Genomic DNA, 16,095 nt, shown 5'->3' with positions numbered 1-16,095 from the left:
TCGAAAGAGAGAAGTCATGGAAAACTTCGACGACATCGACATTTCCGACCTGTCGGAAGAGGAGCTGGACGACATCGTCGGCGGCCAGTTCGGGGTTGCCCTCACCTGCGTCATCTGACGATCTGAGGTCCGCGGTCCGTCCGCCGAAGGGGCCTCGCGCTTCTTCGGCGGACGGACCGACGGCTCACGTCCGGACCGTCCCGTCGCGGGCGGACAGGCCAGTGACTCACAACGGGAAGGGACTCATGCCTGGCGATTCGCGTTTCAACGCCGAGGCGCTCGAACACCATCGCAGGAGCGACGGCCTCGGACCGGTCTTCGGCCACGCTCCCGCCGTGACCCGGCCCAGGGGAGCGGCCGAGCGGATCGCCGCGGTCCGCGAGCGGTTCGGGCGGCGCACGCGCGGAGCGCGGCTGCAGGTCTGCTTCCAGACCCAGGTCAGCGACTGCGGTCCCGCCGCTCTCGTGACCGTGCTGCGCCACCACGGCCTTGACGTGTCCCTCGACGAGATCCGCGCGCGGGCGGGTTCCGGACGCAATGGCGCCTCGGCCCGCACCCTCCTGGAGATCGCCCGCGAATACGGCGTCAAGGGACGTGGCGTGCGCGCCGGCGCGGAAGCCCTGGCCCGGCTCTCCCGCGGTTCCATCCTGTTCTGGAACTTCAACCACTTCGTCGTCCTGGAAGGAGCCGGCAAAGACCATGTGGATGTCATCGACCCCGTCCACGGACGCCGCAGGCTCACCATGGCGACGGTCGCCGAGTCCTTCACGGGCGTGGCCCTTGAGTTCGAGCAGCCGCTCGAAACCGGCTCCGCCCGGCGCCGGCGCGGCAAGGAACTCCGCGGCCCCTGGCACCGCCTGCGGCAGTTTCTGCCGCGCGGCCGGGAACTGGCGCTGATCCTCGCCTCCTCCGCCGGACTCATGGCCTTCGAACTCGCCCTGCCGCTGACCGCCGGATTCCTCGTCGAACGCGTCCTCGGCAACCGGTCCACCGGCGGAGCGTGGACGGCGTGCGCCATCCTGGCCGCCCTGGTCGTCTTCTTTTTCGCCCTGTCCGTGGCGCGGTCGTTTCTGGTCACCCGACGTCAGGCCGTCATCGAGAAACGGCTCACCCTGGGCGTCGTCGGACATATGGCGGACCTGCCCTACGACTTCTTCACCGTGCGCAACTCCGGTGACCTCGCGCTGCGGGTCCGTACCAGCAACGTGCTCGTCCAGGTCCTGAGCCTCACCGCGGTCTCGGCCGTCTTCGACAGCCTGCTCATCGTCGTCTACCTGATCGCCATCGCCGTCGCGAACCCGCTCCTGTCGCTTCTCGTCACCGCGCTGGTCGTCGTGCAGACCGGCATCCTCGCGCTGACCTGGCGCCGGCAGACCGGACTGAGCCAGGAGGTCCTCGAACGCCAGACCAAGGCGCAGGAGGAACTGGTGGAGATGCTGGAGAGCATCACCACCCTCAAGGCCGCCGGCATGGACGGCCGGGCGGTGGAACGCTGGTCGCACACCCTGGTCCACGAGGTCAACAAGCGGCTGCACGCCCGCCGCAACCTCGCCCTGTTCTCGTCCCTCAGCCGCACCCTGCAGTTCGCCGCGCCGCTGATCGTGCTGGTCGCCGGGATCTGGCTGGTCCTGAGCCACCGTTACTCGCTCGGCGAGGCCATGGGCTTCATGACCCTGACGATCGCCCTGTTCATCCCGCTGGAGGGACTCTTCGACGCCGGCTCCCAGCTGGCCGCGGTCCGTCCCACCCTCGCCAAACTCGACGACGTCCTGCGGGCGGCCCCCGAACCGCGCGGCGCCTTCGCCGAGACGGGTGTGGCCAGGCCCGGCCGGATCAAGGCCGAAGGGGTCGGCTTCCGCTATCCGGGGGCTCCGCGGCCCACCCTCGACGACGTCAGTCTCGAACTCGAACCAGGGCAGTTCATGGCCGTCATCGGCCGTTCGGGCTCCGGGAAGTCCACCCTCGGCATGCTGCTGGCCGGGCTGTACACACCCACCGGCGGCACCCTGACCGTCGACGGCACCGACCTGGCCGAACTCGACCGGCCCACCTACCGGCGGCGCATCGGCTACGTCAACCAGAACGCGCACCTCTTCGGCGGCACCATCCGGGACAACATCCTCTTCGGCGGCGACGACATCAGCAGGGAGGATCTGATCTCCGCGGTCGGGCTGGCGCACATCCACGAGGAGATCGAGGCCATGCCCATGGGCTACAACACCCTCGTCGCCCCCGGCGGCCACGGCCTTTCGGGAGGACAGCGCCAGCGGATCGTGCTGGCCAGGGCGCTGGCGAAGAAGCCCGAACTGGTCATCCTGGACGAGGCGACCAGCGCCCTCGACCCGGCCCTGGAGGAATCCATCATGCGGGGGCTGCTGGACGCGGGGATCACCGTCGTCGTCATAGCCCACCGTCTGACCGTGATGGACGAGGCGGACCAGGTCGTCGTCATGCGCGACGGACGCGTCGTCGAGTCGGGTTCCCCCGCCGTCCTCAAGGAGAGCGGAACGGAGTACCTGTGCCTGGCCTGACGGACCCGCGGGCCGGTACCCCGTTCCCGCTGACCTACGAGCAGGAGTGGTTCCACGCCAAGACCCTCTCCGGCGGCTGGTCCCACAAGAACACGCAGCTCGCGTTCGAGATCCTGGGCGACCTCGACACGGACGCCCTCGCCGCCGCCGTACGCGCCTTCGTGGTCCGGCACGACGCCCTGCACCTCCAGATGGATCCGGAGCCCGGCCCGCGGCCGCTGCAGTGGACCCGGGGCATCGAGGCCGGTGAGGACGTCGTCCGGCGGGTCAAGGTGAAGGCCGCCTCGCCCGCGCAGTTCTCCCACTACGCCTCGGTCCTGCTCTCCCGCGACTGCGTCACCCCGTGGTCGTACGGCACCCAACGGCCCTACGTCATCAGGCTGCTGCGCTACGACGACCGCCACCACGCGCTGCTGGCCACCTTCCAGAACCTCGTCTTCGACGGCCGGGCCCATCACCTCTTCGGGCACGAGGTCTGGCGCGACTACCGGACCCTGCGCAACGGCGGCACCCCGCCGGACACCGCGCCCTCCTTCGCCGAGGCGGCGGTCCGGCAGCGGGAGCGGACGAGCGAGCGGCTGCGCGCGCAGGCGCTCGCGAACTGGCGGGAACGCCTGGCCTTCATGACCCGCGTCCCCTGGCCCCCGGCCGGCCCCGCCCCCGCCGGCCCCGCGCGGGCGGGCACGGTGAGCGCGGAACTGCCGGCCGCCGCGGTCACGGAACTGCGCGGCCTGTGCGCCGAATTCCGCTTCACCGTCCTGCAGTCGGCGGTCGGACTGTTCGTGACCGCGCTCGCCGCCCGCACCGGCAGGACCGACGTGGGCCTGTGGACCTCGATGGACTCGCGCGCGTCCCGGGACACGGACGTGGTGGGCATGTTCGCCGGCTCCTGCCCGCTGACCCTGCGCGACATCGGCGCCGACGCCTTCTCCGTACGCGCCCAGGTGCGCGACCAACTGCTCAACGGGCTGCGGCACCAGAGACTCGGCGCGGCCGACCTCACCGCGCTGAACCGGGAGGCGGAGGAGAGCGGCGGCGCACCCGTCAGCCGCGGCATCTACGTCAACCTCCGCCGGTTCGACGGGAACTGCGACGCCGCGGACGACGTCGACGGCCTGCGGATCACGGCCGACGCCTACCCGCTGCACCGGATCACCTTCCACGACACCTTCGCCCTCCACCTCCGGTGCACCGAGTTCCGCGACCGCCTGTGCGTCGACCTCCTCTACGACGGGCACCGGGCCGACCGCCGGCTGGCACGGGCGGTCCTCGACGACATGCTCGCCGGCCTGGCGGCCACCGTGCCCGCCGGATGACCCGACGGGAGCCGTGCGGCCGTACGCCTCCCGCCGTACGCCTCCCCGCCGAACCCGATTGCGACCCACGCCCCCCCCAGCAGAGAAGGCGCCATGTCCGACACCCCGATCGACGAGGTACTGACCGCCGTGAGCGAGGTGTTCGGCAGACCGGTCGTGCCCGAGGACGACTTCTTCGCCCTCGGCGGCGACTCCATCACCGCCGTCGAACTGAGCCTGCGTCTGGAGGAGAGCCTGGGCGTCGAGGTCGATGTCGAACTGGTCGTCGGCCTCCCCGACCTCGCCGCGCTCGCCGCCGCGCTTGCGCAGCCCTCTCCCGCCTCGCCGACAGCCAAGCACTGAGGAATCATGAAGCCCTATCTCTGGGACCCCTGGGCCACCGCGCGGACCCACCCGGACCGCGTGGCCGTGACCGCCGACGGCGAGCGGAGCACGTACGGCGAACTCACCGCACGCGCGGACGCCCTGGCCCGCGGGCTGCGCGCGCACGGGATCCCGGACGGCGCCGTCGTGTCGACCGACATCCCCACCGGACCGGCCTTCTTCGCCCTGGCCCTGGCGGCGCTGCGGCACGGCTTCGGTCTCTTCCCCATCGACCGCGACCTGCTCGCGATCCCCATGGGACCGGCCCTGCTCGCCTCGGTCTCCACCGCCGTGCACATCAGCGCGCGGCCCCGGACCGGCGGCCCCGGTCTGCCCTGCCCGGTCGTGACCGACACGCAGCTGACGGACCGGACGGACGGACCCGCCGCGCCCACCGCGCCGCCGGCCGCGGGCCGCCTCGTGTTCGCCACCTCCGGCACCACCGGCCTGCCGCAGGCCGTGGCGCGGACCCGTCCGCGCCGGCCGTACCGCGGGGTCGCGGTCGTCGAACGCTACGGCGCCGGTGTCGGCCGCGGCCCGCACCTGATGGCCAACCCGACCTACCACCTCGGCACGCTCGGCCCCGCCCTGTACGCGCTGCAGGCGGGCAGCACCGTCGTCGTCCAGCGGACCTGGTCCTGCGACGCCTTCACGGACCTGGCGGACCGGCACCGTGCGGACAGCGCCATGCTCAGCCCCGACCGCCTGACCGACCTCGTGGAGGCGGGCGCGGCACCGCGCCACCCCTTCCGGGTCGTCTTCCACGGCGGTGCCGCCTGCCCGCCCCGCGTCAAGCGCGCCGCCGTCGGCCTGTTCGGGCCGGTCCTGCACGAGTACTACGGCACGTCCCACGGAGTCATCACCGAGATCACCACCCCGGAGTGGCTGGCCAGACCCGGATCCGTCGGACGGCCCCTGCCCGGGATCCGTGTCGAGATCACGCGGGACGGCCGGCCGGTGCCCGCGGGCGAGACCGGGGACATCGGCATCCGGCTGCGGGCCGCCGACCGGGACCCGTCCGACACCGGCGTGCTCAGGACCGGGGACGTGGGCCATCTCGACGACGACGGATACCTGTTCGTCCTCGGCCGGGCCGAGAGCCCGCGGGAGATCCGGATGGCGCGGCTGGAGCACGACATCCGGCTGCTGCCCGGAGTCACCGACGCCGCCGCCCTCGACGGCGCCGACGACCGGCCGGTGTGCTTCGTCGAACACGGTCACGGCGCCGGCTTCCCGGACCCGGTGCCCGCCATCGAGGCCACCGCGGACGAACTGGACCTGCCCCGCCCGCGCGTCGTGCTCGCGGTCTCCGGCTCGCTGCCCCGTACGCCCAGCGGCAAGCTGAGGCGCGCCGACCTCGGCGTCCTGGCCCGGAGCGCTCCCCATGGCCCCCGGTAGCCGAGAACCGGCCCACGACCGTCTCACAGCCGCCGGATGGCTCCGGCACCACGCCCGGCACCGGCCGGCCGCCATCGCCCTGACCACCTGGGACGACGGGGAGATCCGGCGCCGTACGACCTTCGGCGAACTGGCCCGGCAGGTGGACGACGTCGCCCGCGCGCTGCGCGGACCGGACGCCGGGCCAGGACACCGGGTGGTGCTGGTGCTGCCGAACGACGAGACGTTCGCCGCCGTCCTGCTCGCCGTGATCGGCACCGGACTCGTCGCGGTCCCCGCCCCGGGCCCGCGCACGATGCGCGCGGAGGCGTTCGGGCAGAGACTGCGGGCCGTCGTCCGGGACTGCCGCCCGGCTCTCGTGATCACCACCGAGGCGTGGCGGGACACGGTGCGCACCACGCTGGAGGACCACGCCCCGCGGGTCCGGATCCGCACCTGGGAGGAACTGCCCGCTCTCGCCGCCGCCGTGCCCGAGCGCGGCGGCGCGCCCGACGTACGGGTGAGCCCGCGCACGCCCGCCTTCCTCCAGTACACCTCCGGATCGACCGGCTCCCCGAAGGGCGTCGTCATCGATCACCGCGCCCTGCGGGCGAGTTGCCGCCAGGCGGCCGCCCGCTACCGGGAGAGCCCCGCCGACGTCGCCGTGACCTGGGTGCCGCTCAGCCACGACATGGGCCTGATCACCGGAGTCCTCAGGCCGCTGTTCAGCGGATACGAGTCCGTGCTCCTGCCGACCGAGCGCTTCGCCCGCCGGCCGGCCGAATGGCTCCTCGCCCTCACCGCCTGCCGCGGCACGCTGTCCAGCGCCCCCGACTTCGCGTACGACCTGTGCGCGCGCAGGACCACCGACGACGAGGCGGCCGCCCTGGACCTGCGCGCCTGGCGGGTCGCCCGCAGCGCGGGAGAGGTGGTGCGCGCCGCCACCGCCGACCGGTTCACCGCCCGGTTCGCGGCGGCGGGGTTCCGGGCCGAGTCCCTGTGCCCCTCCTACGGCATGGCGGAGGCGACCCTCACGGTCACCGCCACCACCCCCGAACTCCCGCCGCTCCGCCTCGCCGCCGGCACCGAGGCCCTGCGGGCGGGCCGCGCGGTCCGCGCCGCGCCCGGAACCCCCTCCACCACCCTGCTCTCCTCGGGCGTCCCGCTGCCGGGAACCCGGGTGCGCATCGGCGACGGCCGCCACGACGAGCACCGCGTCGGAGAGATCCACATCCGCGGCCCGCAGCTCTTCCGCGGCTACTGGCGCCGGCCCCTCCGCCGCTCCCGCTGGCACCGCACCGGGGACCTCGGATTCCTCGACGGCGGCCACCTGTTCGTCCTCGGCCGGACGGACGACGTACTCGTGCACCGCGGCCGCAACTTCCACCCGGCGGACGTCGCCGCCGCCTGCGCCGCCGTACCCGGCCTCAGAGCGGGGCGGTGCGCCGCCTTCACCGCCGGCGACGGAACCGTCGGCGACGAGACCGCCGGCGACCTCCTGTGCCTGGTGTCGGAGGTGACCGGCGGCCCCGGCGCACCCTCCCCGGCGCACCTGGCCGCCGAGGCGCGGCGCCGGCTCGCCCAGGTCCTCGATCTGTACGTCGCCGAGGTCGTCCTGCTGCCCGCGGGCGGCCTGCCCGTGACGACCAGCGGCAAGGTGCGGATCTCCGAGACGAGACAGCGCTTCGAGCGGGGCGACCTGCCCGTTCTTTGGCCCCACACGCTCCGGCGCACGTCGTCCGGGCACAGAGAGGAACGCACGACATGACCCTTGCGCACGCCACGACGCTGTCCCGGTGGGTCGGCGACCCGGCCGCCTTCGCCGCCGACCACTGGCGCCGCCGCCCCGGCGTCTTCACGCCCGCCGGCTCCCTCGCCAGCCCCTTCACGCCGGCCGACGTGGACGACGCCCTCGCCAGCGGCTTCCTGCACGAGCCCTACGTGGAGATGACCGGCGCCGACGGCCCGCTGCCCGCCGGCAGCTACCTGTCGGCGCGCTCGGTCCGGGGCGTCTCCCACCCGGGCTTCGCCGACCAGCGGAAGATACGGGAGCTGATCGAGCGGGGCGCGACGCTGCTCATGCACCGGGTCGACCAGTGGCACCGCCCCACCCGCGAGCTCCTGGCACGCCTGTCGGCCGAACTGCACCGGCCGGTGGAGGCGTTCTGCTTCGTGACCCCGCCCGGCGCCCAGGGGGCCCCGCTGCACCGCGACGACGCCGACGTGCTCGTCCTCCAGCTGGCCGGCAGCAAGGACTGGCGTATCTACGAGGGACCGGCGGACGGCGAATGGCGCGAGGGGAGCGTGACGGGGGAGCGGCCGGCGGAGGTGCTGCGCGCCACCGTGCACGCCGGGGACGTCCTGTACATCCCGCGTGCCTTCGCCCACGAGGCCGTCGGCAGCGGCGGCCTGTCCGTGCACCTGTCGCTGACGATCCGTGAGGTCCACAAGGGCGATCTGTTCCGCAGCCTCCAGAAGCTCACGGCCGGCGCGATGAACGTCGAAGCGCGCCCGCTCGACGACGAGGCCGTCCTCGCCGCCGCGACCGCCATGCTCGACCACGTCGGCAAGGCAGTGGCCGGACTGACCCCCCAGGACCTGGTGGACCACGCCCGACGGACCAGGCTCGCCGCCCTGCCCGACCCCGGCGCACCGGTCTCGGTCGGTGACCTGGCCGCCGGATACGCCGACCCGCGGTGATCCGGCGCGTCCCGACGGCGCGGACCGCACCGGCCGCCGACGGGTGTCCGCGGCCCCGCTGACACCGGGCACCGGTCCGCGCTCATGGATTCCGCACTGATCGTGCGCTGATCGCCGTGCGCCACCATGGCCCTAACCGAACAGGTCGGGCGCGTCCAGCGCTCCATGCCCAGCGGCGCCTACGACAGGTCTGCCCTGCGTGTCGCCGTCGAGCCGGCCGGCAGGGTGCAGTCGAAAGCCACAGGAGCACGAATGGGTCATTCTGCGCTGACAACGGACAGAGAGGTCTTGGTCTTTCTCGACCGCAAGCACCAGATGCAGTACGGAAGTCCTGAATTCTTCCGGCAGTTCGGCGGATCGGGCGAGGAACTGTACGGAAAGCCGTTCCGCTCCCTCATCGAATCGGACCTCCGCGAGACCCTCGACCGCGACCTGAACCAGCTGCTCGTCGGGGACCGGGACCAGTTCAGTCACCGCATAGCGCTGCGGCGGCGGTCCGCCACACCGCTCAGTGCCGTGCTCACGGCGACGGCGCTGTGGGGGAGTTCGCCGAACAGGGCCGTGGCCATCCAGCTCTTCCGCCCCACGGACCCCGCCGGGCCGAAGACCGTCAGCGAGCGTCTGGTCATCGGCGAGATGGCGGCGAAGATCCTCGAAGGAACCGCGGCGGGACTGACCTCGGAATTCCTGGCATCGCGTCTGTTCATCAGCCCCAAGACCGTCGACTACCACATCTCGCGCATGCTCCGGCAGTTCGGCATGCCGAATCGGGTGGCGCTGATCGCGCTGGCCTATTCGACGGGAATACTGCAAATAAATTCGTGGCCGCCCCGGGTCGCCGATGAGTTCATAAAATAGGAATCCGGATGAGTCTATGCCCTGCCCCTCGTCTGACACGCGGCCCGTCACCAGGACGCGTCGCCCATTCCCCGGACCGTCCTTGTTTCTCGTAAGGGGGTAGCTGTGGAGCTCATGCGCAGAGCGTGGCAGGGCGGCGGCACGTCCCGCCCGGACGCCGCCCAGGACGCGGGGCCCGAGACCGGTCCCACCCAGCTCAATCTCTTAGGGCCGCTGGAGATCCTGGTGTCCGGTGTCACCGTGTCCCCGGGAGGGGCGAAGCCGCAGATCCTCTTCGCCTATCTGTGCCTCCACGTCAACCGGCACGTCTCGGTCGACGACATCACCGAGGCCGTCTGGGGCGAGGCGCCGCCGTCGAGCGCCAAGAAGAACATCCAGCTGTACGTGAGCCGGCTGCGCCGTCAGTTCGCGTACGCGCCCGGCGTCCGTCTGATCACGACCAGCGACGGCTACCAGCTCACGGCCGAGCCGGACCAGGTCGACCTGGAGCGGTGCCAGCACCTGTGGCAGCGCGGCCAGGAGAGCCTCCACGACGGCGCGCCCAAGGAGGCGGGCAGGCTGCTGCGGGAGGCGATCCGGCTGTGGCGGGGCAAGCCCCTGAGCGGTCTCACCCACACGCTGGTCATGCAGGCGGAGGCCGCCCGGCTGGAACAGTTCCGGCTCGGACTGCTGATGAAGTACTTCCAGGCGCAGCTCGCGGACGGCCAGCACTTCGAGATCATCCCCGAACTCCTCGCCACGGTCGCCGACCATCCGCACCAGGAACGGCTGCGCGCGGACCTCATGCTGGCCCTGTGGCGGTCCGGCCAGCGGCATGCCGCGCTCGCCGCCTATCGCGAGGCCTACCAACTGCTCGCCGACGACCTGGGAATCTTCCCCGGACGCCAGCTGCACGCGCTGCACCAGGCGATCCTCGCCGACGACGCGGAGATCATGGGCGGTCTGACGGCGGACCGGAGCGTCGCTCCATGACGTCCCCCACGGTCCGCCGGGAGCCGCTCCCGGCCCGGAGGCGCCCGTGGCGCCGCCGGTCACGGCACCCCCCGATTCACCGCCCGACCTGCACATTGATCACTCGTTGATCACGGTCTGCCAGCATGACGAACCGCAGCGTGCACCGTGGCACGCGGCCCAGAACACTCCAGAACGGATACACATGCTGAAGCACTGCATATCAGGCGTTCCGCTGCGTCGGTCCCTCCTGGCCGCCGCCCTGGCGCTGCCGGTCGTCCTGACGGTCTTCGCCGGCGGTTCACCCGTCGGCGCGGTGGCGCATCACCCGTCGTCCGGCACGGTGCGGCACCACGACCGCGCCGACGACCCGCTGGGCTGGAACGGCACCGGGTCGAGCGTGGGCCCGGCCGCCTCGTGACCGGCCGGGGCCGGGCGGTCCACCCGGGCGACCGCCGGGAGTGACCGCCGGCCGGGGGCGGCCCGGCGCGGCAGGGGCGGGGCGCGGACCCGGCCCGCGGGGGTGCGGCGACCACCGCATCCTCACAACCGTGGAGCCGCGTTCACAGCCGCCGCGTCCACCGGACCGGACCCGGAACGACCACCGGCCGGAACCGGACCCCCGCGCACGCCGCACGACGCCCCCGGCACGACCCCGTCCCGCACCGCCGATCCGCCGCACGCACCCGCCGACCCCCTGCTCACCCGGGCTCGCGGCGACCCGCCGCATCCGCTCCGCGGCTCCGCGGCCCGGGTGGGACGCCGCACCGCACGCGGCACACCGAGCGGCCGCGGCGTCGGCGCGCACATGTGTACAAGCGGAGAACGTCCGGCCGTTTTCCGAGGACTCCGAAGGCACCGCACCGGCCACGGCGGGAGGGGGAACAGGCCCCGGGCCGGAACCGGCCATGTGCGATCTCGGAAGAGATGAGAGAGTCGGGCGGGTGAGCGAGACACCACCGAACACCCTGCAATACCGCTTTGACGGCCCAGAAGACGCTCCTGTCCTGATCCTGGGCCCCTCGCTGGGGACCACCTGGCACATGTGGGACCGGCAGGTCCCGGAGCTGACCCAGCAGTGGCGGGTCTTCCGTTACGACCTGCCAGGACACGGCGGTTCCCCGGCCCACCCGGCCGGTTCCGTCACCGAGCTGACCGCCCGGCTGCTGGCCACGCTCGACTCGTTCGGCGTGCAGCGCTTCGGCTACGCGGGCTGTGCGCTCGGCGGCGCCGTCGGCATCGAACTGGCCCTGCGGCACCCGGAGCGGATCGCCTCGCTCGCGCTGGTCGCCGCCTCGCCCCGGTTCGGGACGGCCGACGAGTTCCGCCAGCGCGGTGTGATCGTGCGGACGAACGGCCTGGACCCGATCGCCCGGACGTCGCCGGAGCGCTGGTTCACCGGCGGGTTCGCCGCCGCCCAGCCCGCGATCACCGAGTGGGCCGTGCAGATGGTGCGCACCACCGATCCCGGCTGCTACATCGCCGCCTGCGAGGCCCTGGCGGGATTCGACGTACGGCACGAACTCGGCCGGATCGGCGTGCCCACGCTCGTCCTGGTCGGCTCCGACGACCAGGTCACCGGACCCGCCGAGGCCCGCACCCTGGTCGCCGGGATCCCGGACGCCCGCCTGGCCGTGGTGCCCGGCGCCTCCCACCTGGTCCCGGTCGAGCAGCCCGTCGCCGTCACCGACCTGCTGGTGCGGCACTTCTCCACCGCCTGGCAGCCCGCCTACGACTCGACCACCGGCCAGATCGCCATCCCGGCCGCCCCGCCGAAGCCGGTCCTGCCGCTCGTGCCGCAGGCCGTGCCCCAGGTCGCGCCGCAGGTCACGCCCCGCGCCGAGATCGCCCCGGCCGTGGCGGTGCCCCAGCCGTCCGGGCGGGCCGACCCCTACGACGCGGGACTGAAGGTCCGCCGGGAGGTGCTCGGCGACGCGCACGTGGACCGGGCGCTGGCCCAGGCCGACGAGTTCTCCGGCGACTTCCAGGAGTTCGTCACCCGCTACGCGTGGGGCGAGATCTGGGACCGGCCCGGACTGGACCGCCGCTCGCGCAGCTGTGTCACGCTCACCGCGCTGGTCGCCGGCGGCCACCTGGAGGAGCTGGGCTTCCATGTCCGGGCGGCCCTGCGCAACGGCCTCACCCCGGCCGAGATCAAGGAGGTCCTGCTCCAGGCGGCGGTGTACTGCGGAGTGCCGGCGGCGAACAGCGCCTTCCGGGTCGCCCAGCGGATCATCCGTGAGGAGACCACTCCCGAGGACTGACGGACGGCGCGGGGGCAGGATGGTGACCATGAAGCTCACGAAGATGTCCCACGCGTGCGTGCGCCTGGAGAAGGACGGGCGCACGCTCGTCCTCGACCCCGGCGGGTTCAGCGAGCAGGACGCCGCCGTCGGCGCGGACGCCATCCTGATCACCCACGAGCACGCCGACCACTTCGACGAAGGCCGGCTGCGGGCGGCGATGGACGCCGACCCGGCCACCGAGATCTGGACCCTGAGGTCGGTCGCCGACCAGCTCGCGGCGGCCTTCCCGGGCCGGGTGCACACCGTCGGCCACGGTGACACCTTCACGGCCGCCGGGTTCGACGTCCAGGTGCACGGCGAGCTGCACGCGGTGATCCATCCCGACATCCCGCGCATCACCAACGTCGGCTTCCTCGTCGACGGCGGCACGGTCTTCCATCCCGGCGACGCCCTCACCGTCCCCGGCCTTCCGGTCGAGACGCTGATGCTCCCGGTGATGGCGCCCTGGAACAAGATCTCCGAGGTCATCGACTACGTCCGCGAGGTGAAGCCGCGGCGCGCCTACGACGTCCACGACGCCCTGCTCACCGATCTGGCCCGGCCGATCTACGACCGCCAGATCGGCGCCCTGGGCGGCACGGACCACCAGCGGCTGGCCCCGGGCACCTCGGCGGACGTCTGAGGCCCGTTGTCACAGGGGCCCGGTAGGTTGTCAGGCATGCGCATCGCGACCTGGAACGTGAACTCGATCACCGCCCGCCTGCCGAGGCTCCTCGCCTGGCTGGAGAGCAGCGGCACCGACGTGCTCTGCCTCCAGGAGGCCAAGGTCGCCGAGGCGCAGTTCCCGGCGGAGCAGCTGCGCGAGCTGGGCTACGAGGCGGCGGTGCACGCCACCGGCCGGTGGAACGGCGTGGCGGTGCTGTCCAGGGTCGGCCTGGAGGACGTCGTCAAGGGCCTGCCCGGCGACCCGGGCTACGACGGGAGCGTGGAGCCCCGCGCGATCTCGGCGACCTGCGGCCCGGTCCGCGTCTGGTCGGTGTACGTGCCCAACGGCCGCGAGGTGGACCACCCGCACTACGCCTACAAGCTCCGGTGGTTCGAGGCGCTCAAGGCCGCCGTGGCCGGCGACGCGGGCGGCAGCCGCCCGTTCGCGGTCCTCGGCGACTACAACGTGGCGCCGACGGACGAGGACGTCTTCGACCCGGCCGCCTTCGAGGGCCTGACCCACGTCACCGCGGCCGAGCGCGCCGCCCTGACCGCCCTGCGCGAGACCGGCCTGTCCGACGTGGTCCCGCGCCCGCTGAAGTACGACCGCCCGTACACCTACTGGGACTACCGCCAGCTCGCCTTCCCGAAGAACCGCGGCATGCGCATCGACCTGGTGTACGGCAACGAACCCTTCGCCAAGTCCGTGTCGGACGCCTACGTGGACCGTGAGGAGCGCAAGGGAAAGGGTGCCTCCGATCACGCTCCGGTGGTGGTGGACCTGGACGTGTAGGTGCCAACCTGGCTCCATGAACATCCCTTTTCTGGGTAACAGGCACACCAAGGCCGGCGGTGTCCCCCCGACCGCCGACCCCGACCTGCTCGCCGAGTGCGAGCTGCTGCGCGCCCAGGCGGCCGAGGACGGTGTCGTGCTCGACGACACCCCGGCCTCGCTGGAGGCCCTCGACCAGTTGATCCCGCGCTGGCGGGACGACGAGGAGACCCTGACCTGGCTCGGCACCGACGCCGGTCTGTATCTGGGCACCGTCCTGATCCGGACCGTGGCCGGCGCCCGGTGGGAGATCCGCGAGGACGGGGAGCCGGTCGTGCGGCTGACGTCCGGGCGGGAGTTCGAGGTCGTGGAGTCCGGTCACGACTGGGCCGCGAGCGGAGTCCCCGAGCTGTCCCAGCTCTACGCGGAGGTCGCCGAGGCCTGACCGGCGGCGGAGGTCGCCATAAAGACGGTGTAAATACGGCTAATGCCCGAAAAGTGCGTGTCGTGCCCCACGTCCTCGCCCGGCTGGATAGTTTGCGGCGACCACGACACGGCTGAGAGTGGGTAGGGCTGCGTATGGCCGCCGATCCTTTGATCGAGCTGCGTGACGTCAACAAGTACTACGGCGAGCACCACGTCCTGCGGGACGTCGACCTCGCCGTCGGCAGGGGCGAGGTGGTCGCCGTCATCGGCCCCTCGGGATCGGGCAAGTCGACGTTGTGCCGCACGATCAACCGCCTGGAGACCATCCAGTCCGGAAGGATCATGCTCGACGGGCGGCCGCTCCCCGAGGAGGGCAGGGCCCTCGCGCGGCTCCGCGCCGAGGTCGGCATGGTCTTCCAGTCCTTCAACCTGTTCGCCCACAAGACGGTCCTGCAGAACGTCTCCCTCGCCCAGGTCAAGGTCCGCCGGCGCGGCCGGGAGCAGGCCGACCGGCGCTCGCTGGAGCTCCTGGACCGCGTGGGCCTGTCGGCGCACGCCGGGAAGTTCCCCGCCCAGCTCTCCGGCGGCCAGCAGCAGCGGGTGGCCATCGCCCGCGCCCTCGCCATGGAACCCAGGGCCCTGCTCTTCGACGAGCCCACCTCGGCCCTCGACCCCGAGATGATCAACGAGGTCCTCGACGTGATGCGGCAGCTCGCCCGGGACGGCATGACCATGGTCGTCGTCACCCACGAGATGGGCTTCGCCCGCTCCGCCGCGCACCGCGTGGCGTTCATGGCCGACGGCCGGATCGTCGAGGACCGCGCCCCGGAGGAGTTCTTCACCGCCCCGCGCAGCGGGCGCGCCAGGGACTTCCTCGCCTCGGTCCTCAAGCACTGAGCGGGGGAGCGCGACCATGGTCCACAGCACCCGTCCGCCCGCCGTCCCGGCCCTGCTGGGCGTCCTGTGCGCCGTGCTGCTCGCCGCCGCGGCCGCGGGCTGCGGCAAGGAGGGCAGCCCGCCCCGGAAGGGCCCGGCGGCCGGCACGCTCCCGCACTACCAGGTGGCGCGGAACGTACGGCTGCCCGCGTCCCCGACCTGGACCAGGGCCGTCCGGCGCGGCTACTTCGTGGTGGGCGCCAAGGAGGACCAGCCCTACCTCGGCGAGCGGGACCCGGCCACCGGCGCCTACTCGGGCTTCGACATCGAGATCGCCAGGATGATGTCCGCCTCCCTCGGGCTCCCGCCGGCGACCGTCCGCTTCCGCACCATCGCCTCCGCCAACCGCGAGACCGCCCTGCAGAACGGCCAGATCGACTACTACGTCGGCACTTACACCATCAACGCCAACCGCCGCAACCTGGTCGGCTTCGCCGGGCCCTACTACCTGGCGGGCCAGTCCCTGCTGGTGCGCCACGACGAGAACGACATCCACGGCCCGCAGGACCTCGCGGGCCGGCGCGTCTGCTCGGCCGCCGGCTCGACGCCGTACCAGCGGATCAGGGCCGACTACCCGAAGGCGGTCCTGGTCGCCTACGACACCTACTCGGTGTGCGTGGACAACCTGCTCACCTATCAGGTCGCCGCCGTCACCACCGACGACGCGATCCTCATCGGCTACGCGGCGAAGGCCCCCGGCGAACTCAGGGTCGTCGGCAAGCCCTTCTCCCGGGAGCCGTACGGCATCGGAGTGCCGCGCGAGGACACCGCGCTGCGCTTCGCGATGGACGACGCCCTGGAGGCCCGTGAGAAGAACGGCGACTGGAAGAAGGCGTACGACGCGACGCTCGGCCTGTCCGGCGTGCCCGCCCCCCAACCGCCCCCGATCGACCGCTATCCCGCGAGCTGAGCGA

At 72.6% G+C, this 16,095-nt stretch carries 15 protein-coding genes; all 15 read left to right on the top strand.

Annotated features, from left to right (window positions below):
- Window positions 1–245 precede the first annotated feature (245 nt).
- The 15 genes from ACIQOE_RS11070 to ACIQOE_RS11000 all read left to right on the top strand — a co-directional run bounded on the left by ACIQOE_RS11070 (window position 246) and on the right by ACIQOE_RS11000 (window position 16,091).
- A complete protein-coding gene (locus ACIQOE_RS11070; RefSeq protein ID WP_401411007.1) occupies window positions 246–2,531 on the top strand; it encodes a peptidase domain-containing ABC transporter in 2,286 nt (761 codons plus the stop codon).
- The gene (locus ACIQOE_RS11065; protein ID WP_401411005.1) at window positions 2,519–3,847 is read left to right on the top strand and encodes a condensation domain-containing protein; all 1,329 of its coding nucleotides are present in this window, start codon (window positions 2,519–2,521) and stop codon (window positions 3,845–3,847) included. Before ACIQOE_RS11070 ends, ACIQOE_RS11065 begins: the two co-directional genes overlap by 13 nt.
- 93 nt (window positions 3,848–3,940) lie before the next feature.
- Entirely contained in the window at window positions 3,941–4,189 is a 249-nt protein-coding gene (locus ACIQOE_RS11060) for an acyl carrier protein (protein WP_351315423.1), read from the top strand.
- 6 nt (window positions 4,190–4,195) lie between these two features.
- Window positions 4,196–5,608: a class I adenylate-forming enzyme family protein gene (locus ACIQOE_RS11055; RefSeq protein WP_401411002.1), complete on the top strand. Its 1,413-nt coding sequence runs from the start codon at window positions 4,196–4,198 to the stop codon at window positions 5,606–5,608.
- Window positions 5,595–7,355, top strand: coding sequence for an AMP-binding protein (locus ACIQOE_RS11050; RefSeq protein ID WP_401411000.1), 1,761 nt, complete (start codon window positions 5,595–5,597; stop codon window positions 7,353–7,355). Before ACIQOE_RS11055 ends, ACIQOE_RS11050 begins: the two co-directional genes overlap by 14 nt.
- The gene (locus tag ACIQOE_RS11045; RefSeq protein ID WP_401410998.1) at window positions 7,352–8,287 is read left to right on the top strand and encodes a JmjC domain-containing protein; all 936 of its coding nucleotides are present in this window, start codon (window positions 7,352–7,354) and stop codon (window positions 8,285–8,287) included. Before ACIQOE_RS11050 ends, ACIQOE_RS11045 begins: the two co-directional genes overlap by 4 nt.
- A 252-nt stretch (window positions 8,288–8,539) precedes the next feature.
- Window positions 8,540–9,145: a LuxR C-terminal-related transcriptional regulator gene (locus tag ACIQOE_RS11040; protein WP_365561516.1), complete on the top strand. Its 606-nt coding sequence runs from the start codon at window positions 8,540–8,542 to the stop codon at window positions 9,143–9,145.
- A 114-nt stretch (window positions 9,146–9,259) separates the two neighbouring features.
- Window positions 9,260–10,117 carry an AfsR/SARP family transcriptional regulator gene (locus tag ACIQOE_RS11035; RefSeq protein ID WP_351315408.1) on the top strand — a complete coding sequence of 286 codons (858 nt, stop codon included), beginning with the start codon at window positions 9,260–9,262 and terminating at the stop codon, window positions 10,115–10,117.
- A gap of 184 nt (window positions 10,118–10,301) precedes the next feature.
- Window positions 10,302–10,517: a hypothetical protein gene (locus tag ACIQOE_RS11030; RefSeq protein WP_365561522.1), complete on the top strand. Its 216-nt coding sequence runs from the start codon at window positions 10,302–10,304 to the stop codon at window positions 10,515–10,517.
- A 523-nt stretch (window positions 10,518–11,040) separates the two neighbouring features.
- On the top strand, window positions 11,041–12,360 hold the full coding sequence (pcaC, locus tag ACIQOE_RS11025; protein WP_351315402.1) for a 4-carboxymuconolactone decarboxylase: 1,320 nt from the start codon (window positions 11,041–11,043) through the stop codon (window positions 12,358–12,360).
- Window positions 12,361–12,388: 28 nt separating this feature from the next.
- Window positions 12,389–13,024 carry an MBL fold metallo-hydrolase gene (locus tag ACIQOE_RS11020; RefSeq protein ID WP_351315399.1) on the top strand — a complete coding sequence of 212 codons (636 nt, stop codon included), beginning with the start codon at window positions 12,389–12,391 and terminating at the stop codon, window positions 13,022–13,024.
- 36 nt (window positions 13,025–13,060) lie between these two features.
- Entirely contained in the window at window positions 13,061–13,840 is a 780-nt protein-coding gene (locus tag ACIQOE_RS11015; protein WP_351315396.1) for an exodeoxyribonuclease III, read from the top strand.
- A 16-nt stretch (window positions 13,841–13,856) separates the two neighbouring features.
- Window positions 13,857–14,264: a DUF6278 family protein gene (locus tag ACIQOE_RS11010; RefSeq protein WP_351315392.1), complete on the top strand. Its 408-nt coding sequence runs from the start codon at window positions 13,857–13,859 to the stop codon at window positions 14,262–14,264.
- A 134-nt stretch (window positions 14,265–14,398) separates the two neighbouring features.
- A complete protein-coding gene (locus ACIQOE_RS11005) occupies window positions 14,399–15,142 on the top strand; it encodes an amino acid ABC transporter ATP-binding protein (protein ID WP_362648752.1) in 744 nt (247 codons plus the stop codon).
- A 16-nt stretch (window positions 15,143–15,158) separates the two neighbouring features.
- Window positions 15,159–16,091: a glutamate ABC transporter substrate-binding protein gene (locus ACIQOE_RS11000; protein WP_365561529.1), complete on the top strand. Its 933-nt coding sequence runs from the start codon at window positions 15,159–15,161 to the stop codon at window positions 16,089–16,091.
- The last annotated feature ends 4 nt before the right edge of the window (window positions 16,092–16,095 follow it).

Origin of the sequence: Streptomyces sp. NPDC091282 (assembly GCF_044757385.1) — a bacterium.
Taxonomy (GTDB): domain Bacteria; phylum Actinomycetota; class Actinomycetes; order Streptomycetales; family Streptomycetaceae; genus Streptomyces; species Streptomyces gramineus.
The sequence above is the reverse complement of the archived record's forward strand: the minus strand, read 5'-3'. Positions and strand labels throughout refer to the sequence as shown.